Annotated in this window: 27 protein-coding genes; 13 read left to right on the top strand and 14 right to left on the bottom strand. The window is 67.1% G+C overall.

Translation table 11 applies throughout. The features are described from left to right. Nucleotides 1-28: 28 nt before the first annotated feature. From G6N27_RS11810 to G6N27_RS25065, 3 genes are all read left to right on the top strand, one after another. Nucleotides 29-676 carry a nitroreductase family protein gene (locus tag G6N27_RS11810; protein ID WP_163776499.1) on the top strand — a complete coding sequence of 216 codons (648 nt, stop codon included), beginning with the start codon at nucleotides 29-31 and terminating at the stop codon, nucleotides 674-676. Next, nucleotides 676-1,221 (top strand): nuclear transport factor 2 family protein, encoded by a 546-nt coding sequence (locus G6N27_RS11805; RefSeq protein WP_163776498.1) that lies wholly within the window; start codon nucleotides 676-678, stop codon nucleotides 1,219-1,221. Before G6N27_RS11810 ends, G6N27_RS11805 begins: the two co-directional genes overlap by 1 nt. A 78-nt stretch (nucleotides 1,222-1,299) precedes the next feature. Then, nucleotides 1,300-1,464, top strand: a complete 165-nt coding sequence (locus tag G6N27_RS25065) for a hypothetical protein (protein WP_170308167.1) — start codon at nucleotides 1,300-1,302, stop codon at nucleotides 1,462-1,464. A gap of 15 nt (nucleotides 1,465-1,479) precedes the next feature. Here the strand turns inward: G6N27_RS25065 and G6N27_RS11800 are convergent, their stop codons facing one another. Further along, entirely contained in the window at nucleotides 1,480-3,135 is a 1,656-nt protein-coding gene (locus tag G6N27_RS11800) for an MFS transporter (RefSeq protein ID WP_232065069.1), read from the bottom strand. A gap of 169 nt (nucleotides 3,136-3,304) precedes the next feature. Here G6N27_RS11800 and G6N27_RS11795 point away from each other — a divergent pair, with 169 nt between their 5' ends. Next, nucleotides 3,305-4,114: a DUF3027 domain-containing protein gene (locus G6N27_RS11795; RefSeq protein WP_163776496.1), complete on the top strand. Its 810-nt coding sequence runs from the start codon at nucleotides 3,305-3,307 to the stop codon at nucleotides 4,112-4,114. Here the strand turns inward: G6N27_RS11795 and G6N27_RS11790 are convergent. After that, nucleotides 4,111-4,566, bottom strand: coding sequence for an SRPBCC family protein (locus G6N27_RS11790; RefSeq protein WP_163776495.1), 456 nt, complete (start codon nucleotides 4,564-4,566; stop codon nucleotides 4,111-4,113). The two genes, G6N27_RS11795 and G6N27_RS11790, sit on opposite strands and share 4 nt — an antisense overlap. 17 nt (nucleotides 4,567-4,583) lie before the next feature. Continuing rightward, nucleotides 4,584-4,847, bottom strand: a complete 264-nt coding sequence (locus tag G6N27_RS11785) for a DUF2530 domain-containing protein (RefSeq protein WP_163776494.1) — start codon at nucleotides 4,845-4,847, stop codon at nucleotides 4,584-4,586. 134 nt (nucleotides 4,848-4,981) lie between these two features. Between G6N27_RS11785 and G6N27_RS11780 the strand changes: the two genes are divergently transcribed. From G6N27_RS11780 to G6N27_RS11770, 3 genes are all read left to right on the top strand, one after another. Continuing rightward, the gene (locus tag G6N27_RS11780) at nucleotides 4,982-5,413 is read left to right on the top strand and encodes an Rv0880 family HTH-type transcriptional regulator (protein ID WP_163776493.1); all 432 of its coding nucleotides are present in this window, start codon (nucleotides 4,982-4,984) and stop codon (nucleotides 5,411-5,413) included. Beyond that, complete coding sequence (locus tag G6N27_RS11775; protein WP_163776492.1) at nucleotides 5,410-6,249, top strand: TrmH family RNA methyltransferase; 840 nt, start codon at nucleotides 5,410-5,412, stop codon at nucleotides 6,247-6,249. Before G6N27_RS11780 ends, G6N27_RS11775 begins: the two co-directional genes overlap by 4 nt. A gap of 85 nt (nucleotides 6,250-6,334) precedes the next feature. After that, nucleotides 6,335-6,607, top strand: coding sequence for a DUF2537 domain-containing protein (locus G6N27_RS11770; protein WP_163776491.1), 273 nt, complete (start codon nucleotides 6,335-6,337; stop codon nucleotides 6,605-6,607). Here G6N27_RS11770 and sepH read toward each other — a convergent pair. Further along, the gene (sepH, locus tag G6N27_RS11765; protein ID WP_163776490.1) at nucleotides 6,604-7,383 is read right to left on the bottom strand and encodes a septation protein SepH; all 780 of its coding nucleotides are present in this window, start codon (nucleotides 7,381-7,383) and stop codon (nucleotides 6,604-6,606) included. The two genes, G6N27_RS11770 and sepH, sit on opposite strands and share 4 nt — an antisense overlap. Nucleotides 7,384-7,508: 125 nt before the next feature. Then, nucleotides 7,509-8,627 (bottom strand): phosphoserine transaminase, encoded by a 1,119-nt coding sequence (gene serC / locus G6N27_RS11760; RefSeq protein ID WP_163776489.1) that lies wholly within the window; start codon nucleotides 8,625-8,627, stop codon nucleotides 7,509-7,511. Between the two features lie 163 nt (nucleotides 8,628-8,790). On the opposite strand from serC, the gene G6N27_RS11755 reads away from it, so the two are divergent. Then, the gene (locus tag G6N27_RS11755; RefSeq protein WP_163776488.1) at nucleotides 8,791-9,834 is read left to right on the top strand and encodes an AurF N-oxygenase family protein; all 1,044 of its coding nucleotides are present in this window, start codon (nucleotides 8,791-8,793) and stop codon (nucleotides 9,832-9,834) included. Between the two features lie 7 nt (nucleotides 9,835-9,841). Further along, nucleotides 9,842-11,563 carry an FAD-dependent oxidoreductase gene (locus tag G6N27_RS11750; protein WP_163776487.1) on the top strand — a complete coding sequence of 574 codons (1,722 nt, stop codon included), beginning with the start codon at nucleotides 9,842-9,844 and terminating at the stop codon, nucleotides 11,561-11,563. Here G6N27_RS11750 and G6N27_RS11745 read toward each other — a convergent pair. The 3 genes from G6N27_RS11745 to G6N27_RS11735 all read right to left on the bottom strand — a co-directional run bounded on the left by G6N27_RS11745 (nucleotide 11,560) and on the right by G6N27_RS11735 (nucleotide 14,696). Continuing rightward, nucleotides 11,560-12,012, bottom strand: a complete 453-nt coding sequence (locus G6N27_RS11745) for a VOC family protein (RefSeq protein ID WP_163776486.1) — start codon at nucleotides 12,010-12,012, stop codon at nucleotides 11,560-11,562. The two genes, G6N27_RS11750 and G6N27_RS11745, sit on opposite strands and share 4 nt — an antisense overlap. A 91-nt stretch (nucleotides 12,013-12,103) precedes the next feature. Next, nucleotides 12,104-13,234 carry a citrate synthase 2 gene (locus G6N27_RS11740; protein WP_163776485.1) on the bottom strand — a complete coding sequence of 377 codons (1,131 nt, stop codon included), beginning with the start codon at nucleotides 13,232-13,234 and terminating at the stop codon, nucleotides 12,104-12,106. Nucleotides 13,235-13,445: 211 nt separating this feature from the next. Further along, on the bottom strand, nucleotides 13,446-14,696 hold the full coding sequence (locus G6N27_RS11735) for an HNH endonuclease signature motif containing protein (protein ID WP_163776484.1): 1,251 nt from the start codon (nucleotides 14,694-14,696) through the stop codon (nucleotides 13,446-13,448). A gap of 108 nt (nucleotides 14,697-14,804) precedes the next feature. On the opposite strand from G6N27_RS11735, the gene pdxH reads away from it, so the two are divergent. Together pdxH and G6N27_RS11725 are read left to right on the top strand one after the other, a co-directional pair. Beyond that, a complete protein-coding gene (pdxH, locus tag G6N27_RS11730) occupies nucleotides 14,805-15,464 on the top strand; it encodes a pyridoxamine 5'-phosphate oxidase (RefSeq protein ID WP_163776483.1) in 660 nt (219 codons plus the stop codon). Nucleotides 15,465-15,664: 200 nt separating this feature from the next. Continuing rightward, nucleotides 15,665-16,960 carry a citrate synthase gene (locus G6N27_RS11725; protein WP_163776482.1) on the top strand — a complete coding sequence of 432 codons (1,296 nt, stop codon included), beginning with the start codon at nucleotides 15,665-15,667 and terminating at the stop codon, nucleotides 16,958-16,960. Here the strand turns inward: G6N27_RS11725 and G6N27_RS11720 are convergent. Both G6N27_RS11720 and G6N27_RS11715 read right to left on the bottom strand, forming a co-directional pair. Next, nucleotides 16,957-18,486, bottom strand: coding sequence for a phytoene desaturase family protein (locus G6N27_RS11720; RefSeq protein ID WP_163776481.1), 1,530 nt, complete (start codon nucleotides 18,484-18,486; stop codon nucleotides 16,957-16,959). The two genes, G6N27_RS11725 and G6N27_RS11720, sit on opposite strands and share 4 nt — an antisense overlap. Nucleotides 18,487-18,490: 4 nt before the next feature. Continuing rightward, nucleotides 18,491-18,736 (bottom strand): DUF2630 family protein, encoded by a 246-nt coding sequence (locus G6N27_RS11715; RefSeq protein WP_163776480.1) that lies wholly within the window; start codon nucleotides 18,734-18,736, stop codon nucleotides 18,491-18,493. 145 nt (nucleotides 18,737-18,881) lie between these two features. Here G6N27_RS11715 and G6N27_RS11710 point away from each other — a divergent pair, with 145 nt between their 5' ends. After that, complete coding sequence (locus tag G6N27_RS11710; RefSeq protein ID WP_163776479.1) at nucleotides 18,882-19,244, top strand: FKBP-type peptidyl-prolyl cis-trans isomerase; 363 nt, start codon at nucleotides 18,882-18,884, stop codon at nucleotides 19,242-19,244. Between the two features lies 1 nt (nucleotide 19,245). On the opposite strand, the gene G6N27_RS11705 is transcribed toward G6N27_RS11710, so the two are convergent. Genes G6N27_RS11705 through G6N27_RS11695 form a run of 3 tightly spaced genes read right to left on the bottom strand, consistent with a single transcriptional unit; the run spans nucleotide 19,246 to nucleotide 21,935 of the window. After that, nucleotides 19,246-20,589, bottom strand: coding sequence for a sensor histidine kinase (locus tag G6N27_RS11705; RefSeq protein ID WP_163776478.1), 1,344 nt, complete (start codon nucleotides 20,587-20,589; stop codon nucleotides 19,246-19,248). Between the two features lie 10 nt (nucleotides 20,590-20,599). After that, nucleotides 20,600-21,310 carry a two-component system response regulator PrrA gene (prrA, locus tag G6N27_RS11700; protein ID WP_163776477.1) on the bottom strand — a complete coding sequence of 237 codons (711 nt, stop codon included), beginning with the start codon at nucleotides 21,308-21,310 and terminating at the stop codon, nucleotides 20,600-20,602. Between the two features lie 52 nt (nucleotides 21,311-21,362). Then, a complete protein-coding gene (locus G6N27_RS11695; RefSeq protein ID WP_163776476.1) occupies nucleotides 21,363-21,935 on the bottom strand; it encodes a carboxymuconolactone decarboxylase family protein in 573 nt (190 codons plus the stop codon). Between the two features lie 38 nt (nucleotides 21,936-21,973). Here G6N27_RS11695 and G6N27_RS11690 point away from each other — a divergent pair, with 38 nt between their 5' ends. Next, complete coding sequence (locus tag G6N27_RS11690; RefSeq protein WP_163776475.1) at nucleotides 21,974-22,318, top strand: winged helix-turn-helix transcriptional regulator; 345 nt, start codon at nucleotides 21,974-21,976, stop codon at nucleotides 22,316-22,318. On the opposite strand, the gene G6N27_RS11685 is transcribed toward G6N27_RS11690, so the two are convergent. Further along, the gene (locus G6N27_RS11685) at nucleotides 22,298-23,437 is read right to left on the bottom strand and encodes an FAD-dependent oxidoreductase (RefSeq protein ID WP_163776474.1); all 1,140 of its coding nucleotides are present in this window, start codon (nucleotides 23,435-23,437) and stop codon (nucleotides 22,298-22,300) included. The genes G6N27_RS11690 and G6N27_RS11685 overlap by 21 nt on opposite strands. Nucleotides 23,438-23,509 lie beyond the last annotated feature (72 nt).

Raw genomic sequence — 23,509 nt, 5'->3', positions numbered from 1 at the left:
TATTTGGTCAACGGAGAAAGGGCTCGCCGTGGACGTCGACACTTTGCTCACCACAACAAGGTCTGCCCGCAGATCGCTCGACCTCGAGGCGCCGGTGGATCTCGACGCAATCAGCGAGTGCCTGCGCGTCGGACTGCAAGCGCCCAACGGATCAAACCAGCAATCGTGGCGGTGGCTGGTCATCGCAGAGCCGTCGCTGCGCACGCGAATCGCCGACCTTTACCGCGAGGCCTATCTGGAAAAAGTCGGCGGGCAGCTGATCGCGGGATTTCTTCCAGCCGGGTCCCCGGAAGCACGCCTGATGTCGTCTACGGAGTGGCTGGTGGAACACCTCGGTGAGGTTCCGGTGCTGGTGATTCCTTGCTACCAGCCCACCTACCCGCGCACCGACGGCGACGAATCGTTCTATCAGGCAACGCTTTACGGCTCGATATTCCCCGCGGTGTGGAATTTCCAGCTCGCGTTGCGCACCCGCGGGTACGGCACCTGCATCACAACGCTTCACCTGCAACGCGAGCGGGCCGTCGCCGATCTGCTCGGTATCCCGCAAGGCTACGTCCAGGGTTGCCTGCTGCCGGTGGCGAAGCTGAAACCGGGTTGCGCGGTCAAGCCCGCGCAACGCCGACCTATTGACGAAGTCATCGGTATCGACGGATGGAAAGGCGGCAACCACTGATGGGTGACGACGAGCAGTTGAAAGAGCAAGTCAGGAACTTGACTGACCGGGCGGAGATCCACGACTGCTTGCAGCGCTACGCCCGGGGTATCGACAGGCAGGATCGCGAGCTGCTGCGATCGGCCTACCACGACGGGGCGGTCGACGATCACGTCGGATTCGTCGGCCTGGTGGATGATTTCATCGATTGGGCGTTCGCCTATCATCAGACCCAGACCCGTCACCAGCATTATTTGCTCAACCACAGCGTCGACATCGACGGTGACACAGCCCATTCCGAGACCTACTACCTCTTCGTGGGCACCGACCGCGAACCCGCCAATCACCTCACCATCTCCGGCGGCCGCTACGTCGACCGACTCGAGCGTCGAGATGGTCGATGGGGCATCACTCATCGTGTCTGCGTGGTCGAATTCAACGCCGAATCGCAGTCGCAGATCACCGACGAGGTGATCGCGATGATGCCCCAGGTCAGATTCGGCACTCGCGACACGACGGACCCGTCCTACGACCGACCACTGGTGGCGGCGCGGGCGACGTCTTGACCCCGGCCTCCTCGAGGTTTCGAAGTGCCTGCTGGGGGACATTCTGCTGACAACCAACTGCTCAGAGGAAGATCTCGCGTGAACCAGCCGGACGACACCCCTGCTCCAATACCCGAGGACGCCAGGGAGGTCACCGAGTACCAGCGCGAGGAGCAGGATCAGCTGGAGCACCAACACGATGACCCGGACGCGCCAGGCACGCAGCAGACTCAAGGCGATATCGCTGACGAAAGTTCGCGTTAGCTCTCCGATTTCGCGTCAGTCTCGTCGTGCCGCCGCGGTCCGCTGGTTGCTGCCGTCGCCCTCCTGCTCGACCATCACCGGCCGGTTGCCGCCGAGGCCGGGGATCAGCGAGTCGCCGTGGAAGCTGACCACGGTCTGCGCCAGACCCAGAATCAGCACCGAGCCGACGACGCTGAATCCGACCCACAAATCGGTGTAGAGCAGGACACCCAGCGCGCCGCCGAGGACCCAGGCCAACTGCAACGTCGACTCCGAACGTCCGAACGCCGACGCGCGCGACTCCTCGGGCAGGTCGTCCTGCAGCGACGCGTCCAGCGCCGCCTTGGCGATCGCGCTCGAACCCGACGTGACCAGTGTCGCGACGGCGGCCATCATCAAGTTGCCGGCCACCGCCGCGGCCAGCGCGATGCCGGTGACCGCCAGAGTGCAGCGCACCGCCAACACCGACGGCCGGCCCAATCGCAGCCGCGCGCTGGCGAAGTTGCCGGCGAAGTTGCCGATGGCGGCGGCCGCACCGATCAAACCCAGCATCCCCAGTTGCACCCAGCCGCTGGCCTGATGAGCTTTCGCGACGAACGCCGGATAGAGGAACAAAAAGCCGACCATGACCTTGATCGTGCAGTTGCCCCACAACGAGGTGATGATGTTGCGGCCCAACGGTTGTCGAAGCGCACCGCTCGCCCGGCGGACCTCCTCGGTCCAACTGCGGCGCTGGTTGTCCTGGCGGTATCGCAGCGTGGCTGGAACTTCACCGGCCGTCACTTCGACCCAGCGCGGAATGTGCATGGACAACATCGCGCCCGCCACGGTGACCGCGACAACCACGAACAGCGCGCCGGGCAACTGCAAGAGGTGGTTGCAGGCGTACTCGATTCCGCTGGCGATGCCGCCGCCGACAATGGTGCCGCCCAGCAGACCGAACATCGTCAACCGCGAGTTCACCCGAACCAGATCGATCGTCGGCGGCATCACCCGCGGGGTGACGGCGCTGCGCAGCACGCTGAACGACTTCGAGAACACCATCATCGCGAGCGCACATGGGTACAGCACCCAGGATGGGTAACCGCCGGTCGCGCCGTCGTAGTTGGCGATCAGCACCACCGCTAGCACCGTGCGCAGCGCGAACGACGCGGCCAGCGCCACCCGCCGGCCGTGCTGCAGCCGGTCGAGCGCCGGACCGATCAGCGGCGCGATCACCGCGAACGGCGCGATGGTGATCAGCAGGTACAGCGCAACCTTGTCCTTGCTCTCACCGGTGGCGGCGGCGAAGAACAGCGTGTTGGCCAATGCGACGGCCATCGCGGCGTCGGTGGCGAAGTTGGCCACCACCGGCCAGGTCAGGGCGGTCAGGCCGGACTTGTCGGCGCCGTCGGCGGTGGCGGCGCGCTGGACCAAGTCGTACATTCGCGAACCCATTTCGCGGCTGCGCTGGGCGGCGGCGCGGGTCACGGTCACGCGTTCACCGCCCTGGGTGGAGCGCTGCGGCTCAGTGCGGCGCTCGGGTTCGGTACCGCGGTTCAGCGGTGGCAGATATCGATTGGCGCTGGGCATGGGCTCGCGCGGCGACGATGCAGAGCGCGTAGCGCGATGAGGAGGAGCCGCGCCATCAGGCTCGCGCGGATCCGGCGGGCGGCGGCGGTAATCCGCGTCGTCGGTCGGATAGTTGGCCATGCCCGGGTGCTCGCCTGCTGGGGTACGGCCACGGGCCGGCGGTCGGCCCGCATCCGGGTGATCGCGGCGCCGTCCAGACATGTATCGATTGTCACCCACGCGGGCCGCGGCGTTGCGTAGGCGACCGGTGTGGCCGTGCGACATGGATGTACGGCAGAATTGGGGGCCAATGGAAACAACGGACGATGTGACCGGATCGCCCGCAGGAGCGGGACCGGCGACCACCGAGGAGTGGTCGCCCGAGTTGGCGACGGTCTTGACCGGTTCGGCCGAACTGGCCCGGGCGGCCATCGCCGAGTTCAGCGGCGACGACACGGTAGGCGACTACCTCGGCGTGGGTTACGAGGACTCGGCCAGCGCCACCCATCGTTTCCTGGCCAACCTGCCCGGTTACCAGGGCTGGCAGTGGGCGGTCGTGGTGGCCGGCTACCCCGGCACCGATCACGCAACGGTCAGCGAAGTGGTGCTGGTCCCGGGGCCGACGTCGCTGCTGGCGCCGGAATGGGTGCCGTGGGATCAGCGGGTCCGGCCCGGCGACTTGAGCCCGGGCGATCTGCTGTCGCCGTCGCCGGATGACCCGCGGCTGGTGCCCGGGTTCATGGCCTCCGGCGACCCGCAAGTCGACGAGACGGCCGCCGAGATCGGGCTCGGCAGGCGTCAGGTAATGAGTGCGTGGGGTCGCACCGAGGCGGCTCAGCGCTGGCACGACAGCGAGTACGGGCCGCGTGCGCAGATGGCGCAGTCCACCAAACGGATATGCCGTGACTGCGGATTCTTCCTGCCGCTCGCCGGTTCGCTGGGAACGATGTTCGGGGTGTGCGGCAACGAGCTGTCGGCCGATGGGCATGTCGTCGACTTCGAGTACGGCTGCGGAGCGCACTCCGACACCCCCGCTCCAGCTGGTAGCGGCTCGCCGATGTACGACCCGTACGACGACGGCGTCCTCGAGGTCAGCGAACCACCCGCCGAGCCGAGCTAGCCGCTTTCGGCGGCGGCCTTGATCCTGGCCAGCGAGGCGTTCATGCCCTCGACGAGCTCGCGCTCGAAGCTGGCCGTTCCGCCGAAAAGCGCATTCACGGCCATGTCGGACACCGCTTTGACCCCGTTCTCCGCGTGCCGGCTCTCGATCACCCTGGTGCCGCCGGGGATTTGCTCCAGCTCGTAGCTCCAGATGGTGTTGTTCATGTTGACCCGGAACGCCAGCTTCTCCTCCGGGACCATCTCGACGACGGTCGACGTCGTCGTCCAGAACATCCGGTTGCGCCGGTTCAGGTTGAGCGTGCGGGTGCCCTGCCGGACTGGACCCAGTGGCCGCATCAGTCGACATTGCGGACTCCACTGTGGCATCCGACGGAAGTCGCTGATCAGCGCCCAGACCTTGGAGACGGGTGCATTGATATCCACTTGAGCTTGCAACAGCGGCGCTGCCATCGACGCGTACCTCCTGGTCAGTCGGGACTGCGATGAGTCGTCAGCCCCGTTTGGGCGCCACGCGCGCCCCGGCGGGCAGCATCACGCTGCCACAGAAAGATCGTGGTGCCCAGCACGCCGACCCCAAGCCCCGCCAGCGTCATCGGTCGCCAGTCGGCTAGAGCCGGTACGGCGAACGTGGCCACCGCGGCAATGAGCCAGGCCAGCGCCCCGACGGCGATGACCGGCCACGGGTCTAGCAGCACAGCGGGCAACCGCGGCGGTGTGGGTTCGTCGGACATGGCACTCAAGATAGCCCGACGACGATGCCGGCCGCTTGCGGCCGGAGGAGGAGTGGGCACTCAAGATAACGCGGTTAGTCCCGACTCCGTGATTCATGGCAGGCGGGTGGGCGTTCTGTCGTAGCGTTTCCGCTGTGATCGATGGCGATAGCCGATTGGCCAGTGACCTGTCGCTGGCGGTCATGCGGCTTTCCCGGCAGTTGCGGTTTCGCCGCCCACAGTCGCCGGTGTCGTTGTCGCAGCTGTCCGCCATGGCCACGTTGGCGAACTGTGGCCCGATGACGCCGGGCGCGCTGGCGATCAGGGAGCGCGTCCGCCCGCCGTCGATGACGCGGGTGATCGCTTCGTTGGCCGAGCTGGGTTTCGTGGACCGCGTGGCGCACCCCGACGACGGCAGGCAGGTGCTGGTTTCGGTGTCCGCGGCCGGCGCCGAGTTGCTCGAGGCCGAACGCCAGGCCAGCCAGGAGTGGCTCGCGCAACGGCTGGAGACGCTGGGCGCCGCCGACCGCGATACGCTGCGCGTGGCGGCCGACCTGATCTTGGCCTTAGTTGACGAAAGCCCTTGACCGCGAACCACTTTGATCGCGTTGACGGCGTGCACGTCTGCGATATCACTGATCCCGACGACGTGCGGCTCGATAATTTCCGCGACCTGAACAGCATCGACAGACGGCCCGACCTGCCCAGCGGCAAAGGCCTGGTGATCGCCGAGGGCGTGTTGGTGGTGCAGCGGATGCTCGCCTCACCGTTCACGCCGCTGGCATTCCTCGGCACCGACCGCAGATTGACCGAACTCGCAGCGGATCTGGCCGGCAACCCGGCGCCCTACTATCGGGCGTCGGCCGAGGTGATGGCGGCCGCCGTCGGCTTTCATCTCAACCGCGGAGTGCTCGCCGCGGCGCGGCGGATACCGGAGCGCAGCATCGAGCAGGTGGCCGAACACGCCCGGACCATTGCCGTGCTCGAAGGAGTCAACGATCACGAGAACCTGGGCTCGATCTTCCGCAACGCCGCCGGCCTCGACGTGGACGCCGTGGTGTTCGGCAGCGGTTGCGCCGACCCGTTGTACCGGCGCGCGGTGCGCGTCTCGATGGGCCACGCCCTGTTGGTGCCGTATGCGCGGGCCGCGGATTGGCCTGCAGACTTGAATACGTTGCGGCAGATGGGCTTTCGATTGCTGGCGATGACGCCCGCACCCGGCGCGACAACCCTGCCGGCGGCGATGACGGCGACGCACGGTGAGCGGGTCGCCATTCTGGTCGGTGCCGAAGGGCCGGGTCTGAGCCACGCCGCGCTGAAGGCGAGCGATCAACGGGTGCGCATCCCGATGTCGCGTGGCACCGACTCGCTGAACGTCGCCACCGCTGCGGCGCTGGCGTTCTATGAACGCGCTCGGGCTTGATTGCCCGATTTTCCCCCGCAAGCGGGAGGTGCCCCCACCTCATCGCGCTTCGCGCTCTGCATCGTCGTCGGGCTAGGCTCGGCCGGTGACCGACGAATCTACGCCGTGGGCAACGGGTTTGACCGTTGCCGGATTCGTCGCCGCAGTCACTGCGGTCGCCGTTGGGGTGCTGAGTCTGGGGCTGATACGGGTGCACCCGTTGCTCGCCGTCGTGTTGAATCTCGTCGCGGCCGGCGGGTTGGCGCCGACGCTGTGGGGCTGGCGGCACACACCGGTGTTGCGCTGGTTGGTCCTCGGCGCGGGAGTGGGCGTGACGGGCGCGTGGCTCGCCCTGCTGGCGATGACGCTGCTGGGTTAGCGCTGCCCGCTGGAGCGAACGCCCAGCAGCACGTCTTCCCACGCCGGCACGGCCGGCTTGCCACGGCGGGCGCGTGCCGTCGGCTCGGCCTTGGGTTCAGGCTCCGGAGTCTCGGCGGGCTCCGGCGGCGCAGGCACCGGCTCGTCGAAGTCGAGTTGGGCGACCGCGGCGACGGGCCGCAGCGGACGGTCGAAGTTCGGGTCGATCAGCTCACTGGCTGCGTCGTCGACCGCAGTGACCGTGCCGCCGTGCGCGCCCGGGCAGAAGCGAAAGTGCGCGACGTTGTCGGAGCGACCGGCCTTCCAGCCCAGCTGAACGGTCCAGCGCCCGTCTTCGTTGCGCCAGGCGTCCCAGCTGCAGTTGTCCGGGTTCAGGCCCCGCGCCACCAGTGACGACGTCACGGTCTCCAGCAGCGTCAGCACTGCCGGGCCGTCGGCGAGAACCGGATGCGCGGCGGTTGCCAGCTCGGCCGCTCGCGCGCGCTCCAGCAGCACCGGGTGGGCGAACCGTTCCACCCGTGCGATGTCCACCCCGTTGGCTTCCGCGAGTTGTTCAACCGACGCACCCGACCGGATGCGGGCCTGAATCTCCTTGGGGCTGAGCATGTTGGTGACCTCGATGTCGATGTGAGTTTGAGCCACCCGGGCCCCGTCGCCGCGCAATGCGGCACGCAATCGGTCGTCGACGCGGATCTCGAACTTGTCGGCGGGGTCGTCACCCTCGCAGATGATGTGTTTGCCGTCGAGATCGAGTCCGACGATCTTGAGTTCCCGCATGATGTCTCCTCGCAGGCTCCTCCCGAGTCCAGCTCGCCAGGCCTGCCCACGCGCACTGTAACTCAGTCAGCGGCCGCCAACAGGGCGGACACGCGGCAATAGCTGGGGTTTTTGTCCCGCGCGCGTCAGAGGTGCTCGACCACCCAGTCGACGCACTCGGTCAGCGCGCTGACATCGTCGGGCTCGACGGCGGGGAACATCGCGACCCGCAACTGGTTGCGGCCGAGTTTGCGGTACGGCTCGACGTCGACGATGCCGTTGGCGCGCAACACCTTGGCGACCGCTGCGGCGTCGACGTCATCGTTGAAGTCGATGGTGCCCACCACGTGCGAGCGCAGCTTCGGGTCGGCGACGAACGGCGTGGTGTACGCCCGGTCGGCCGCCCAGCCGTACAACCTCTGCGACGAGTCGGCGGTGCGCTTGACCGCCCAGTCCAGCCCGCCGTTGCCGTTGAGCCAGTCGAGCTGCTCGGCCAGCAGCACCAGCGTCGCGATGGCCGGGGTGTTATAGGTCTGGTTCTTCAAGCTGTTGTCCACCGCGATCGGCAGCGACAGGAAGTCGGGCACCCAACGGCCGGACTCGGCGATCGCGTTGATGCGGCTCAGCGCGGCCGGGCTCAGAATGGCCAGCCACAGGCCACCGTCGCTGGCGAAGTTCTTCTGCGGCGCGAAGTAATAGGCGTCGGTGTCGGCGATGTCGACCGGCAGGCCGCCGGCGCCTGAGGTGGCGTCGATGACGACCAGCGCGTCACCGGAGCCGTGCGGCCGGGTGACCGGCACCGCGACACCCGTCGAGGTCTCGTTGTGCGCCCAGGCGATCACGTCGACCGACGGGTCGCTCTGCGGGTCGGGCGCGCTGCCCGGCTCGGCCTTGATGATGATCGGTTCACCGACGAACGGGTTCTTGGCCACCGCCGAAGCGAACTTCGAGCTGAACTCGCCGTAGCTGAGGTGCAACGACCGCTTGTCGATGAGGCCGAATGCCGCAGCATCCCAGAACGCCGTCGCTCCGCCGTTGCCCAGCACCACCTCGTAGCCGTCGGGCACCGAGAAGAACTCCCGCAGTCCGGTGCGTACCCGGCCGACTAAATCCTTGACCGGGGCTTGCCGGTGCGAGGTACCGAACAGCCGCGCCGCGGTGGTCGACAAGGCCTTGAGCTGCTCAGGCCGAACCTTGGACGGGCCGGACCCGAAGCGTCCGTCGCTGGGTTTGATGCCGTCGGGAATCGTCAGTGCCTCAGCCATGATCACCAGGCTAGTGCCCGCCATCGTGTGAGCTAGACCACACCAAAACAGAGGATCGCGCCTGAACCACACCGCGGCGGAGGGTCTAGTAAGTTTCCGATACCTCCGGTACTGTCTTGGACATAGCACGTCCAAATGTAAACCTCGTTGGGGAGGCTAAGTAATGGTCCAGGCAGGGACGGCCCAGAAGCGGGCTAGGACGAAAATCGTACGCCGGTGGCGTCGCAACATGGATGTCCTGGACGACCCGAAGTACGTGGAGATGCTGAACACGCTGTCCGAGGGGTCAGTGCGTCGCAACTTCAACCCGTACACCGACATCGACTGGGATTCGCCGGAGTTCAAGGTCATCGACAACGACCCGCGCTGGATCCTGCCGAAGACCGACCCGCTGGGTAAGCACTCCTGGTACCAGTCGCAGCCGCAACAGCGCCAAATCGAGATCGGCATGTGGCGGCAGGCCAACGTGGCGAAAGTCGGTTTGCACTTCGAATCGATCCTGATCCGCGGACTGATGGAGTACGCGTTCTGGGTTCCCAACGGCTCGCCGGAATACCGGTACTGCTTGCACGAGGCCGTCGAAGAGTGCAACCACACGATGATGTTCCAGGAGATGGTGAACCACATCGGCGCCGACGTGCCCGGCATGCCGCGACTGCTGAAGTGGATCCAGCCGGCCATCCCGCTGGTGGCCGGGCCGCTGCCGATCCCGTTCTGGTTCGGGATCCTGGCCGGCGAAGAGCCGATCGACCACACCCAGAAGAACGTGCTGCGCGAGGGCAAGGAACTGCACCCGATCATGGAGCGGGTGATGGCCATTCACGTGGCCGAGGAGGCTCGCCACATCTCGTTCGCGCACGAGTACCTGCGCAAGCGGGTGCCGGAGTTGCCGCGCCGCAAGCGTTTCTGGCTGTCGCTGTTCGTGCCGCTGACCATGCGGATCCTGTGTTCGGCGATCGTGGTGCCGCCCAGGGCTTTCTGGCGCGAGTTCGACATTCCGCGGCAGGTTCGCAAGGAGGTGTTCTTCTCCTCACCGGAGTCGCGCCAGATGTTGCGCGACATGTTCGGTGATGTCCGGATGCTGTGCCGCGACACAGGTTTGATGAACCCGTTGGCCAAGCTGATCTGGCGGATCTGCAAGATCGACGGCAAGCCGTCGCGCTACCGCAGCGAGCCGCAGCGTCAGCACCTCACGGCCGCTGCCTAGAAGACTTATGCCGCACGTCATTACCCAGTCGTGTTGCAGCGACGGGTCCTGTGTTTACGCCTGTCCGGTGAACTGCATCCACCCCTCGCCGGACGAGCCGGGCTTCGCGCAGGCCGAGATGCTGTTCATCGATCCGGTCGCCTGCGTGGACTGCGGGGCCTGCGTGAGTGCCTGTCCGGTGGGCGCTATCGCGCCCGACTCGCGACTGACGCTCGAGCAGCAACCGTTCATCGCGCTCAACGCGTTGTTCTATGAGCCCGTCCATGCGTCCCGCCCGGCCGGCGAGAAGCTGCCGCCGACATCCAAACTGGCGCCGGTGATTCCGGCGCCGGAGGTGCACGCCGACCACGGCGGCCCGCTGATGGTCGCCATTGTGGGATCCGGGCCGGCGGCGATGTACGCCGCTGATGAACTGCTCACCCAGCAGGGTGTTCGGGTCAATGTCTTCGAAAAGCTCCCTGCCCCTTATGGATTGGTGCGCGCCGGGGTGGCCCCGGATCACCAGACCACCAAGCGGGTCACCCGGCTCTTCGATCGGATCGCCCGTCGCCGCGAATTCCGGTTCTTTCTCAACGTCGAGGTCGGCAAGCACCTGAGCCACGACGACCTACTGGCGCACCACCACGCGGTCATCTACGCGAGCGGTGCGCCCAACGACCGCCGGCTGGACATCGACGGGATGGATCTGCCCGGCACCGGCACCGCCACCGAGATGGTGGCCTGGATCAACGGCCACCCCGACTTCACCGATCTGCCAGTCGATCTCAGCCACGAGCGGGTCATCGTCATCGGCAACGGCAACGTCGCCCTCGATGTGGCCCGCGTGCTCTGCGCAGACCCCGGCGAGCTCGCTCACACCGACATCGCCGATCACGCGTTGACCGCGCTGCGTGCCTCGCTGGTGCGGGAAGTGGTGATCGCCGCTCGGCGCGGACCGGCGCACTCTGCGTTCACCCTGCCGGAGTTGATCGGTCTGACGAATAGCGCAGAAGTGGTACTCGCGGCCGCCGACCGCGATGCGGTGCACAACGACCTCGCCACCGTCTCGGACAGCTTGACCAGGCAGAAGCTCGAGGTCTTGAGCGCGCTGGGTGACGCCGCGGCACCGGCAACCTCGCCGCGGCCGAGGATCCGGCTGGCCTACAACTTGACACCCAAGCGCATCCTGGGCGAGCAGCGAGCCACCGGGATGCTGTTCGACGTCACCGGCACCGACGAGGTTCAGCAGCTCGACGCCGGCCTGGTGTTGACGTCGATCGGCTACCACGGCAAGGCAATCAAAGACCTGCCGTTCGACGAGGACGCGGGCGTGGTGCCCAACAACGGCGGCCGGGTGGTGGACGCGGACTCCGGCAGGCCCGTGCCCGGAGCCTACGTGGCGGGCTGGATCAAGCGTGGGCCGACGGGGTTCATCGGCACCAATAAATCGTGTGCGGCGCAGACGGTGCAGCGGCTTGTCGACGACTTCAATGCCGGCGCGTTGGCGGCACCCACCGCCAAGTCCTCGGCATTGGACAAATTCGTCCGGTCCCGTCAGCCCGACCTCGTGGACGCCGACGGCTGGCGCGCCATCGACGCCGCCGAGGTGGCCCGCGGCGCCGTCGACGACCGCCCGCGCAGCAAGTTCACCTCGATCGCCGACATGCTCGATGTCGCGGCCGCCGCGCCGGCGCCGTCACTGCGGCACCGGCTCGTCGATCGACTGCGCGAGCTCGCCGACCTCGCCTAGCCTGACTGGCCCACAAAGGCGGCAATCTCGTCATAGCTGACTTCGCGCACCGGCTGTCCGAGTGACCATTGGTGACCGAAGGGATCGACGACCATGCCGTAGCGGTCACCCCAGAACTGCTCGTCGAGCGGCATGACCACGGTGGCGCCCGCGTCGAGTGCTCGTTGAAACCTGGTGTCGACGTCATCCACCGTCAGGTGGATGGTGACCGGCGTTCCGCCCAGCGACGTCGGCGTCATCGACTTACCGCCGGACATCTCCGGAAAATCGTCGGCGAGCATCACCAGGAATCCGTTGATCCGCAAAGCGGCATGGATGAGCTTGCCGTCAGGCCGGGGCACTCGCCCGATCTCGACAGCGTCAAAAGCTTTGATGTAGAAGTCGATCGCCGCGGCAGCGTCGTCGACGACCAGATGCGGGGACAGCGCGGGTTCAACGGGAATCGCCATAGTGGCCTCCTGGGTGGCTTCGGATGAAACGGTCGGACACCTGTATGACTCCGACCGCGATGAAATCTCATCACCGACCACCGACAAGGCGTCAGGCCTTCGGGATCCGATCCCAGCCCGCGACGGACTCCGGGCTGCGCGGTCCGGGACCGACGTAAATGGCGGCCGGGCGAACCAGCTTTCCCAGTCGCTTCTGCTCCAGGATGTGCGCGCACCACCCGGCGGTCCGTCCGCAGGTGAACATCGCCGGCATCATCCGGGCCGGAACCTCGGCGAAGTCGAGAATGACTGCGGCCCAGAACTCGACGTTGGTCTCGATCGCCCGGTCCGGACGTCGCTCCCGCAGCTCGGACAGCGCAGCCTGCTCGACGGCCAGGGCCACCTCGTAGCGCGGCGCGCCCAGCCGCTTGGCGGTCGCGCGCAGCACGCGCGCGCGTGGATCCTCGGCGCGGTAGACGCGGTGACCGAAGCCCATCAGCTTCTCGCGGCGGTCGAGGATTCCCTTGACCAGGGCGCGCGCGTCGCCGGTGCGCTCGGCCTCTTCGAGCATCGGCAGCACCCGGGCCGGCGCGCCGCCGTGCAGCGGGCCACTCATCGCCCCGACCGCACCCGACAGCGACGCGGCGACGTCAGCGCCGGTCGACGCGATCACCCGGGCGGTGAACGTCGACGCGTTCATCCCGTGCTCGGCGGCCGAGACCCAGTATGCGTCGACGGCCTCGACATGCTTGGGATCGGGTTCGCCCTGCCAGCGAGTCATGAAACGTGCTGTGACCGTTGAGCATTCGTCGATGATCCGCTGCGGCACCGCAGGCTGGTAGATACCCCTGGCCGACTGGGCGACATAGGACAGCGCCATCACCGACGCGCGGGCCAACTGCTCGCGGGCGGTGGCATCGTCGATGTCGAGCAGCGGCTGGTAGCCCCAGATCGGCGCCAGCATGGCCAGGCCGGCCTGGACGTCGACGCGGACGTCGCCGCTGTGAATGGGGAGCGGGAACGGCTCGGCGGGCGGCAACCCGCGGCCGAATTCCCCGTCGACCAGCAAAGCCCAGACGTCACCGAATGTGACGCGTTGACCGACCAGGTCTTCGATGTCGACACCGCGGTAGCGCAGGGCGCCACCGTCTTTGTCGGGCTCGGCGATCTCGGTGGTGAATGCCACCACACCCTCGAGTCCGGCAACGAAATTCTCCGGGACCTTGTCCGAGATGACAGTCATGGCCAGATTCTCCCACGGCGGCGCACACTCGTTGCTACCGGTCGGTAACTAGCAGTAGCGAAGTGATCGTGAGCTCTCAGCACCCGATGCTGGCTCGTAGCGTGCGATACCCCTCGTGAGGGCGCCCCGATGTCCACGACGCAGTGGGCGGCGGGCAGTGCGAACCAGTTCTCTTGTCCCGCAACTTGTTTGATTGGCGTCGGCGACCACGCTAGTTGTTTGACGGTGGTGGTTGGGGTTGGAAGGGTTCGTACCACCACCAGTCGGCGCGTTCCCCGGTAGGTCCCGGGCAAGGTGCGACCGCGGGCGGGGGTTGAGTTGGTGGGCGTGCCAGCGATCCCGGGCGCAGGGATCGACCCTGGTCGTCGGTGATGACGAGGGCGCCGGCGGTTCCCTTGATGGTGATGACGCCGCGATGGTGCAATCGGTGGTGATAGGGGCATAGCAGCACCAGGTTGGCCAACTCGGTGGGGCCGCCGTCTTCCCAGTGCCGGATGTGATGGGCGTGCAACCCACGGGTGGCATCACAGCCCGGAACCGCGCAAGTGCGGTCGCGATGCTCCAGCGCACGGCGAAGCCGCCGGTTGACCAGCCGGGTCGCCCGGCCCGCACCGATCACCTCGCCGTGACGTTCGAACCACACCTCGCACGTGGCGTCACACGTCAGGTATCTACGTTCGGCGTCGGTGAGCAGCGGACCCAGGTGCAGTGCTGCAGCACGCTGCTCAACGTCGACATGCACCACCACGGTCGTGTGCTGCCCGTGCGGCCGGCGGGCCGCCTCAGCGTCCCAGCCGGCCTCGACCAGGCGCACGAACGCCTCGGCGGTGCTCGGCAACGGGGGCCGCTCAGCTGAAGTGCCCGCGTCGTTGCCGTGATCGTGCTTCCATTCGGCGATCAGCGCATCACGATGAGAAGCCAGGGCGGCCTCGAACTTCGCGGCGTCATGGTGGCCGAGTGCGATCCGATAGCAGCTGCCATGCTCGTTGGTGGTCGTGGTGATTGAGCGCTCGGGCTCGGGCCGAGGATTGGGTTCAGGTCGCGGTTCCAGCTTCACGGCGGTGCGGAGCTGCGTTACCGTGGCGCAGCGCGCCAACTGCGCGTAGTGCTCATCGGATCCCGTACCGCCACGCGCCGCAATAACGCCGACCTGGTCGAGCGATAGTCGGCCCTCTCGCATGCCTTGAACACAGCGCGGGAACTCGTCCAGGCGGCTCGCGACCGTGGTGATCGTCTGCGCATTTGCCGGCGACCAGCCGGTTTTCCACGCCACCAGTGCCGGCACCGATCGCGCGCCGGTGGCGCCGCCCAATTGGTCGCGATCGATCTCGGCCACGATCTCGACTAAGCGCCCATCGATGGCGTTGCGCTGACCGGTCAACTCGGCCAACTCCTCGAACAGCACCTCAAGACGCTCGCTGGGACTTCCCACCAGAGCGCCAGCGGATGCAATAGAGGACATGACGTCAGCATCGCAGCCACCTACGACAAATCCGGGCCAGCCGATTTCCGCTTGCGACTACCGCTACATCCTCACCTCGTTCATTCAGCCGCGAGTAGCGTGGGCGCGATGGTGGCACCCGACAACGAGCACCTCGCGAAGATGCGCAAGGAGTATGGCTCGAAGGAGCGGGACGGCAGCTCGGACCTCGACGCCGACTGGCTCGATGACGGATGGCTTGCGTTGCTGCGCACTTGGATTGGCGATGCCGAACGCGCGGGCATCGCCGAACCCAACGCGATGGTGCTGGCCACCGTCAGGGACGGCCGACCGGTCAGCCGGTCGGTGCTGTGCAAGGGCGTCGACGAGGACGGCATCACTTTTTTCAGCAACTACGACTCGGCCAAGGGCGACGACTTGGCGGCGACGCCGTACGCGTCGGTGACCTTCCCCTGGTACCTGCTGAACCGGCAGGTTCATGTCCGCGGTCCGGTGACCAAGGTCGACCCGCAGGACACCGAGAGCTACTGGTCGAAGCGGCCGCGGGGCTCGCAGCTGGGCGCGTGGGCGTCGCGTCAGTCACACCCGATCGCCTCCCGTGCCGCGCTGGTTGATCAGTTGGCGCAGGTGACCGGCCGGTTCGCCGAGACCGAGCAGGTCCCGGTGCCGCCGAACTGGGGCGGCTATCGCATCGCGCCCGTTGAAGTCGAGTTTTGGCAGGGGCGAGAAGACCGTCTACACAACAGGATTCGTGTCGTCGGCGGACGGATCGAACGCCTGCAACCGTAGCCCGGTGACAATGCGCACAACCGCCGTCGAGGCAAGAGGTCAGGCCCTTAAACTGGCGCGGTACGATGCGCCGGGCGGTGGGCCCACGGCCTCCGAGAGGGGACATTGCCCCCGCGCAGGCGCACCGCCCGGATAACGACTACCTTCACTTATACGCATTCTGTAGGGCCAGCATCAGCCGAGACCGCAAAGGGGTTCCCGTGGCCGCAACCGACGAGACCGCCACTCTTAAGTACCCGGGTGGTGAGTTGGATCTCAACATCGTCCACGCGACCGAAGGTGCCGACGGCATCGCGCTCGGCCCGCTGCTGTCCAAGACCGGCTATACGACGTTCGACAACGGGTTCGTCAACACGGCGTCCACCAAGAGCGCCATCACCTACATCGACGGCGACGCGGGCATCCTGCGCTATCGCGGCATCCCGATCGATCAGCTCGCCGAGAAGTCGACGTTCATCGAAGTGAGCTACCTGCTGATCTACGGCGAGCTGCCGACCACCGAGCAACTCGCGGCTTTCACCCGGCAGATCCAGCTGCACACCATGCTGCACGAGGACCTCAAGCGGTTCTTCGACGGCTTCCCCCGCAACGCCCACCCGATGCCGGTGCTGTCCAGCGCGGTCAACGCCCTGTCGGCCTACTACCCGGACTCGCTGGAGCCCCACGACCACGAGCAGGTCGAGCTGTCCACGATCCGGCTGCTGGCCAAGCTGCCCACCATCGCCGCCTACGCCTACAAGAAGTCGGTCGGCCAGCCGTTCCTCTACCCGGACAACTCGCTGACGCTGGTGGAGAACTTCCTGCGGATGACGTTCGGCCTGCCCGCCGAGCCCTACGACGTCGACCCCGAGATCGTCCGGGCGCTGGACATGCTGCTGATCCTGCACGCCGACCACGAGCAGAACTGTTCGACCTCGACGGTACGGCTCGTCGGGTCGTCGCAGGCGAACTTGTTCACCTCGATCTCCGGCGGCATCAACGCGCTGTGGGGCCCGCTGCACGGCGGGGCCAACCAGGCGGTGCTCGAGATGCTCGAGAATATCCGCGAAAGCGACGACGACGTCAGCGATTTCGTTCGCAAGGTGAAGAACCGCGAAGAGGGCGTCAAGCTGATGGGTTTCGGCCACCGCGTCTACAAGAACTACGACCCCCGCGCGCGGATCGTCAAGGAGCAGGCCGACAAGATCCTGGCCAAGCTCGGCGGCGACGACGACCTGCTGGACATCGCCAAGCAACTCGAAGAGGCAGCGCTCACCGACGACTACTTCATCGAGCGCAAGCTGTACCCCAACGTCGACTTCTACACCGGGCTGATCTACCGGGCGCTCGGGTTCCCCACCCGGATGTTCACCGTGCTGTTCGCGCTGGGCCGGCTGCCCGGCTGGATCGCGCACTGGCGGGAGATGCACGACGAGGGCGACAGCAAGATCGGCCGTCCGCGCCAGATCTACACCGGCTACACCGAACGCGACTACACCACCATCGACGCCCGCTAACTCTGAGCAAACTCTAGTACCGCCATCGCGGCGTTGTGGCCGCCGATACCGGAGACCGCTCCGCCGCGTCGCGCACCCGATCCGCACAGCAGTATCCGGTCGTGCCCGGTGGCCACGCCCCATCGCCGCGCCGGGGTGTCCAACGGATCGCCGTCGTCGGCGAACGGCCAGCACAAGCCGCCGTGGAAGATGTTGCCGGCGGTCATGCCCAGCCGCTGCTCCAAGTCCAGGGTGGTCGTCGTCTCGATGCAGGGCAGCCCGTTGGCGTCGGCTAACAAGACATCCTGAATCGGTTCGGCGAGAAGCGAATTCAGCGACGACAACACGGCATCGGTGAGGGTGTCACGCGCGTCGCCGAATGCCGGATGCGGCGTGTGCAGACCGAACACAGTCAACGTGTGCGCGCCGGATTCGCGCAGCGCGGGGGAGACGATGCTCGGGTCGGTCAGCGAATGGCAGTAAATCTCGCACGGCAGCGGATCCGGCAGCACCCGCGCGGCGGCCTGCGAGTACGCCGCGTCCAGCTGCGTCCAAGTTTCGTTGACGTGCAGCGTTCCACCGAACGCCTGCTCGGGCGTCACAGCGCTGTCGCGAAGTCGCGGCAGCTGCTTGAGCACCATGTTGACCTTCACCTGTGCGCCGGCGGCGCCCGGTCGCGCCGGCTCGCCGAGCAGGCCGGCCAACGTCGCGGGCGTCACCCCCGAGAGCACGAATCGGCCGTGCACCACATGCTCCTCGTCGCGTCGGCGGTAGCGCACCTCGCCGTCTGGGGTGACGGCGAAAACCTCAGCGCCGGTGATGATTTCGGCGCCATTCGCCGCTGTCGCCAGGGCCGCGCTGACGGCGCCCATGCCCCCGACCGGGACGTGCCAGTCGCCGACGCCGCCGCCGAGCAGGTGATACAGGAAACAGACGTTCTGCTCCAGCGACGGGTCGTCGAGTCGGGCGAAGGTGCCGATCAGCGCGTCGGTCGCGACGACGCCACGGACCAGATCGTTGCCCAGCGTCGCGGTGATCGCCTCGCCGATCGGCCGCTCGACCAGGTCCCGCCAGACTGCCGCATCACCGACGTGCGCGCGGGCCTGCTCGCGGCTGCGCAGCGGCTCCAGCAGCGTCGGCCAGAGCCGTCCGGTCACCAGCCGGCAGCGCCGGTAGAACTCCGCGAACGCGGCCTCGTCGCCGCCGGCGCCGATGGCGCCGAATGTGCTGCGTGGGCCGACCAGCAGGCCAGTGCGTCCCGCGGTCGCCGGGTCGGGGGTGTAGGACGAGTACGCCCGCGGGGCGAGCCTGATCACGGCGCCCAGGTCGTCGACGATGCGCGACGGCAACAGGCTCACCAGGTAGGAGTACCGGGAGAGCCGGGCGTCGACGCCGTCGAACAGCTGCGCCGACACCGCCGCGCCACCGACCTCGTCGAGTCGTTCCAGCAGCTGGACCCGCAAGCCGGCCTGCGTGAGGTATGCGGCGGCGACCAGACCGTTGTGGCCGCCACCGACGATGACCGCGTCGACGTCACGCGCAGTCATCTGCTCAGCCCAGGTAGCCCTCGACCTCGTCGGCGGGCCGCACCGCGGCGTCGCCGGGGTCGCCGCCGGTCTCGCGCAGCGCGCGCCGTTGCCGCAGCAGATCCCAGCACTGGTCGAGCTGGATCTCTATCTGGCGCAGCCGCTTGTGCTCGTCGGATTCACTGATTTCGTGGTGCTGTAGCCGCTCTCGCAGCACCTTCTCCTCAGCGACGAGCTCGTTGATTTGCGATAAAGCTTCGGTGTCTTCCACGCGTCAAGTGTGCCCGACTCGAGCCTGATTGTCGGGCTCCTCAGCGGCCGATGCTCGGCCGCATCGTCACCCGACTGAAGCCTGATGATCGGGCTCCTCAGCGGCCGATGCTCGGCCGCATCGTCACCCGACTAGGGTCGTCTGGGTGTCAAGCAAACCTGAGATCGAATTTCCCAGTGGCCCAGCTCCCGCACAACTCGTCATCGAAGACCTGGTGGTCGGTGACGGACCCGAAGCGGTGCCCGGCGGCACCGTCGAGGTGCACTACGTCGGCGTCGACTACGACAGCGGCGAGGAATTCGACAGCTCGTGGGGTCGCGGCCAGCCGATCGCGTTCCCGTTGCAGGGCCTGATCCAGGGCTGGCAGGACGGCATTCCCGGCATGAAGGTCGGCGGCCGCCGCCAGCTGATCATCCCGCCGGAGCAGGCGTATGGGCCGACCGGCTCAGGTCACCAATTGTCCGGTAAGACACTGATTTTCGTCATCGATCTGCTCAGCACCCGCTGAGTCAGCGCGGCGGCGGAAGCTCCAGCAGCAGGCGCAGTCCGCCCAGCGGGCTTTCTTCCAGCGTCGCCGTGCCGCCGTGCAGATGGGCCTGCTGGGCGACCAGTGCCAGGCCCAGCCCGGAGCCCGAGTGTGACGCGGTGGAGCCGCGGGAGAACCGCTCGAACACGATTTGGCGTTCCTCTTCGGGCAGCCCGCTGCCGTTGTCGTCGATGGCGATCTCGACGCCGGCCCGCGAGCTCACCGCCGACAGCTGGACGCGGGTGGCGCCACCGTGTTTGACGGCGTTGGCGATCGCGTTGTCCACGGCAAGCCGAAGTCCGGCGGGCAGTCCGACGATGATGCAGGTCGGCGACGGCGCCAAGGACACATCCAGGTCGGGGTAGATCCGCATGGCGTCGTGCGCGGCGCGGTCGAGTAATTCGGTGATGTCAACCGGCACATGGTCTTCTGAGGTCGACAGCTCGCCTTGGGCCAGCCGTTCCAGCGCCGACAACGTTGCCTCGATGCGGGACTGGGTGCGGATGACATCGTGCAGCACCTCTTTGCGTTGCTCATCCGGAAGGTCAAGGGTGGACAGCACTTCCAGGTTGGTCCGCATCGCGGTCAGCGGCGTGCGCAACTCATGCGAGGACACCGCGGCGAAATCCCGAGCTGAGGCCAACGCCTCGATCGTCCTGTTCTGCTCGTCCCAAATCCGTTGCAGCATGCCGCGCATGGCCTCGGCGATTTCGACGGCCTCGCTGGCGCCGCGCACCTCGACCTGTGGTCGCTCGTCGCCCGCGTCGATGGCCCGGGTCTGCTGTGCCAGCCGTTTGAACGGTCGTACCGCGAAAGTGGCCAACAGCCAAGCGAATACCGCTGCCGCGCCGATCGAGAACAGACATATCAAGATCACTCGACGGTGCAGATTATTGGTGTCGGCGATGGTGGCGTCATAGGTCGCGCCAACGGCCACCAACATCGGATGCGGCGCAGGGATATTCACCGTGCGCACGCGGTAGCGCACACCGTTGACGTAAGTGTCGGCGTAGCCGGCGGGCAGCTCGGGCAGCGTGACCGTCGTGTTGGAGGTGACCTCCCCGTTGACGTGACGCACGGTGATCACCGCGTCCTGGTCGTTGGGGGACTTGGGAATCTGGCCGAGGCCGCGGGGCAGGAACGGGATCGCGAAACCGGCCGCCTCGTCGAGACGGCGGTCCAGCCTTTCCTTGCGGTCGTTGGTGATGCCGACCCAGACGACCACTCCGACGATCAGCACCGGGATCGCCGCGCCGATGGCAGTCGCCACCACCACCCGGGCGCGTAGCGACGGTGTGCGGGTCAGGATTCTCGACAAGAAATTCATGTTCAAGCCGTCACTGCATGCGCAGTACGAAGCCCACGCCGCGCACGGTGTGCAGCAGCCGGGGGCCGCCGTTGGCTTCGAGTTTGCGGCGCAGGTATCCGATGAAGACATCGACGACGTTGGTGTCAGCGGCGAAGTCGTAACCCCACACCAGCTCCAGCAGCTGCGCACGGGACAACACCGCGGTCTTGTGCTCGGCCAGCACCGCCAGCAGGTCGAACTCGCGCTTGGTCAGGTCGACGTCGACGCCGTGCACCCGAGCGCGACGGCCCGGGATGTCGACCTCCAGCGGCCCGACGGTGATGGTTTCCGACGACGATGTCGCGGTGGCTCCGCGCCGGCGCAGCAGCGCCCGCACCCGCGCCACCAGCTCGGCCAGCACGAACGGCTTGACCAGGTAGTCGTCGGCGCCTGCTTCCAGGCCGGCCACCCGGTCGTCGACCGAGCTGCGCGCCGACAGCACGCAGACCGGGACGTCGTTGTCCATCGCGCGTAGCGCGGTCACCACGCTGACGCCGTCGAGCACGGGCATGTTGATGTCGAGAACGATTGCGTCCGGCCGGGTTTCGGTGGCGCTACGCAACGCCTCGGCGCCGTCGACCGCGGTCGACACCTCGAATCCGGACAACCGCAGTCCGCGCTCCAACGAGGCAAGCACGTCGGAGTCGTCGTCGACAACCAAAACCCGGGGTGAAGACCCAGCAGCGTCCATGCCGCCCATGATGCCTGATTGTTGCCCTTAGCTGTGGGAACACCCGCTCGACGCACCCAGCTCAATTCCCGCGGGACGGCGGGAATCGCCTGGCGCCGGGTTCCAGGGGCAGCTGCAGGGAGTTCACCAGGTAGCTGACGGTGCGATAGGTGCCGGCCAGCATGAGCAGTTCGAGCAGCGCCGCGTCGCTGTGATATCGGGTGAGATCCGCCCAGAGCGCGTCGTCTACCGTGCACTTCTCCTGCAGGCTGTCGCACAACCGGATTAGCACCCGATCGGCCTCGGACCAGCAGGTGTCATCGGGTCCGCCGACGGTCAGCGATGTGATGTGTTCTTCTGTCAGGCCGGCTTTCGCAGCGAACGCGCTGACGTGCACACCCCACTCGTACTCGGCGCCGCAGGACGCCGTCACCCGGTCGATGACGATCTCGCGTTGCCGGATGGTCAGCTGCCCCCGGTCGAGCAGCCCGGCGTTGAAGAACTTGAAGAACAGCCGACGGTCGCGCGCCAGCGTGGTGAACAGCGCCAGGGGCGGGCGGCCGCGCATGATCGCGTCGATCGCTTGCTGCATGTCGTCAGGAAACGGACCGGCGGCCGGCGCGATGCGGGCGCTATCATTTTTATAGCGTGTCATGTGACCGAAATTAGCCCTGGTGCTACAAAATGTAAAGCATGAATTCGCCCCGCATCGGTTCGTCGGCCCGCGGATCGCGATCGGGTCGGCCGGTCATGGTGGCCCTCGATGTGCTCGGTCGCCGCGGCGCGCTGCGCCTGCTCTGGGAGTTACGTGCCGGGCCGCTGACGTTCCGGGCGTTGCAAACGGCCTGCGATACCAACCCGAGCTCGCTCAACACTCGGTTGAAGGAGCTGCGAGAGCTACGCATCGTGGACCACGGGGACGCGGGTTATTTCTTGACGCGACATGGTCATTCGCTGATGGCGGCACTCGGGCCGCTGCAGACCTGGGCGCACCGCTGGGCCGCCGACACATTCGAGTCAGCGGTAGACCAGACCTGACAGCCGCCAGGCCAGCTTGGTGCGCACCGCCGGGATGCCGGCGGCCAGTCGGGTCAACCCGTTGCGAGCCGGGCGCGCCGCCCGTGGCAGCGTCGCCAGCCGGGTCAGCCGTCCGGTCGTGGTCAGCACTTGTCGCGCGACCGGCCTGCGGCTGGCGCTGTAGGCGTCCAGCGCGCTGTCGCCATCGCCATTTAGCGCGTCGCGCAGGCCGTCAGCGAGCGCGACGGCGTCCTGGATGCCGAGGTTCATGCCCTGTCCGCCGGCGGGGCTGTGCAAGTGGGCGGCGTCGCCGGCCAGCAGTAGCCGCCCTGCGCGATAGCTGTCGGCAACCCGGTGGTGAATCCGGAATCTCGATCCCCAGATCAATTCGGTGACAGTGGTGCGCCCCGGGCCGAACCCACGAGTGTCCAGGATGTTCTGGACGAACTCGACCGACGGCTGCTCCGGCGCGTGGGCGGTCGGCGCGATGACCCGGTGGATGCCGCCGGGCAGCGGCGCCAGCACATTCATGCCGCTCATCGCATAGAACAGGATGATCTCGGCGTCGGGCGCCTCCCCGGCGAGTCGGACGTCGGCCAGCGCGAAAGCTTCGGCGTATTCGCCACCGGCAAAGCCGATGCCGGCCAGCTGACGCACGGTGCTGCGCGCGCCGTCGCAGCCCACCACAAATCGCGCCCGGATGGTCTCGCCGTCGCCGAATGTCGCGGTGACGCCGTCGGCGTCCTGCGACAAGCGGGTCAGCTCTTTAGGCCGGCTTACCTCTCCGCCCAGCTCGGCCAGCCGCTCGACGAGCAGCGCCTCGGTGGTGGCCTGCGAGAGCATCAGCGTGTACGGGTAGCTGGTCGGCAGTTCGGAGAAATCGATCGCCATCAACGTCCGCGTGCCATCCCGCATGGTGAAACGAGGGGCGATGAGCCCCGACTTCACCATGCGTCTGGAGACGTCGAGGTGTTCTAGCACCTCGAGCGTGCGGGCGTTGACGGCGGCCGCGCGCGATGTGTTGGCGCCCTCGACCAGGCGGTCGACGACCATCACCTCCGCGCCGTGGCGCAGCAGTGACGCGGCGAGTGTGAGCCCGGTCGGGCCGGCCCCCACGACGAGGACGTCGGTGTCGATCATGGTGGTCTCCTCTCGATTGAGTCAACGCTTGTTGGCATAGCCATCGTGCGCTGATTTCCGAGCGAAGTCAAC

The organism is Mycobacterium cookii, from assembly GCF_010727945.1.
GTDB classification, from domain to species: Bacteria; Actinomycetota; Actinomycetes; order Mycobacteriales; family Mycobacteriaceae; genus Mycobacterium; species Mycobacterium cookii.
This window is presented reverse-complemented; position numbering and strand designations above follow the sequence as displayed.

What these genes read in the sequence shown, in the direction of transcription:
- G6N27_RS11805 (WP_163776498.1), top strand. Translation starts at nt 676, where the DNA reads ATGGGTGACGACGAGCAGTTGAAAGAGCAAGTCAGGAACTTGACTGAC.
- G6N27_RS11800 (WP_232065069.1), bottom strand. Translation starts at nt 3,135, where the DNA reads ATGGCCAACTATCCGACCGACGACGCGGATTACCGCCGCCGCCCGCCG.
- G6N27_RS11795 (WP_163776496.1), top strand. Translation starts at nt 3,305, where the DNA reads ATGGAAACAACGGACGATGTGACCGGATCGCCCGCAGGAGCGGGACCG.
- G6N27_RS11790 (WP_163776495.1), bottom strand. Translation starts at nt 4,566, where the DNA reads ATGGCAGCGCCGCTGTTGCAAGCTCAAGTGGATATCAATGCACCCGTC.
- G6N27_RS11785 (WP_163776494.1), bottom strand. Translation starts at nt 4,847, where the DNA reads ATGTCCGACGAACCCACACCGCCGCGGTTGCCCGCTGTGCTGCTAGAC.
- sepH (WP_163776490.1), bottom strand. Translation starts at nt 7,383, where the DNA reads ATGCGGGAACTCAAGATCGTCGGACTCGATCTCGACGGCAAACACATC.
- serC (WP_163776489.1), bottom strand. Translation starts at nt 8,627, where the DNA reads ATGGCTGAGGCACTGACGATTCCCGACGGCATCAAACCCAGCGACGGA.
- G6N27_RS11755 (WP_163776488.1), top strand. Translation starts at nt 8,791, where the DNA reads ATGGTCCAGGCAGGGACGGCCCAGAAGCGGGCTAGGACGAAAATCGTA.
- G6N27_RS11750 (WP_163776487.1), top strand. Translation starts at nt 9,842, where the DNA reads ATGCCGCACGTCATTACCCAGTCGTGTTGCAGCGACGGGTCCTGTGTT.
- G6N27_RS11745 (WP_163776486.1), bottom strand. Translation starts at nt 12,012, where the DNA reads ATGGCGATTCCCGTTGAACCCGCGCTGTCCCCGCATCTGGTCGTCGAC.
- G6N27_RS11740 (WP_163776485.1), bottom strand. Translation starts at nt 13,234, where the DNA reads ATGACTGTCATCTCGGACAAGGTCCCGGAGAATTTCGTTGCCGGACTC.
- G6N27_RS11735 (WP_163776484.1), bottom strand. Translation starts at nt 14,696, where the DNA reads ATGTCCTCTATTGCATCCGCTGGCGCTCTGGTGGGAAGTCCCAGCGAG.
- pdxH (WP_163776483.1), top strand. Translation starts at nt 14,805, where the DNA reads ATGGTGGCACCCGACAACGAGCACCTCGCGAAGATGCGCAAGGAGTAT.
- G6N27_RS11720 (WP_163776481.1), bottom strand. Translation starts at nt 18,486, where the DNA reads ATGACTGCGCGTGACGTCGACGCGGTCATCGTCGGTGGCGGCCACAAC.
- G6N27_RS11705 (WP_163776478.1), bottom strand. Translation starts at nt 20,589, where the DNA reads ATGAATTTCTTGTCGAGAATCCTGACCCGCACACCGTCGCTACGCGCC.
- prrA (WP_163776477.1), bottom strand. Translation starts at nt 21,310, where the DNA reads ATGGGCGGCATGGACGCTGCTGGGTCTTCACCCCGGGTTTTGGTTGTC.
- G6N27_RS11695 (WP_163776476.1), bottom strand. Translation starts at nt 21,935, where the DNA reads ATGACACGCTATAAAAATGATAGCGCCCGCATCGCGCCGGCCGCCGGT.
- G6N27_RS11690 (WP_163776475.1), top strand. Translation starts at nt 21,974, where the DNA reads ATGAATTCGCCCCGCATCGGTTCGTCGGCCCGCGGATCGCGATCGGGT.
- G6N27_RS11685 (WP_163776474.1), bottom strand. Translation starts at nt 23,437, where the DNA reads ATGATCGACACCGACGTCCTCGTCGTGGGGGCCGGCCCGACCGGGCTC.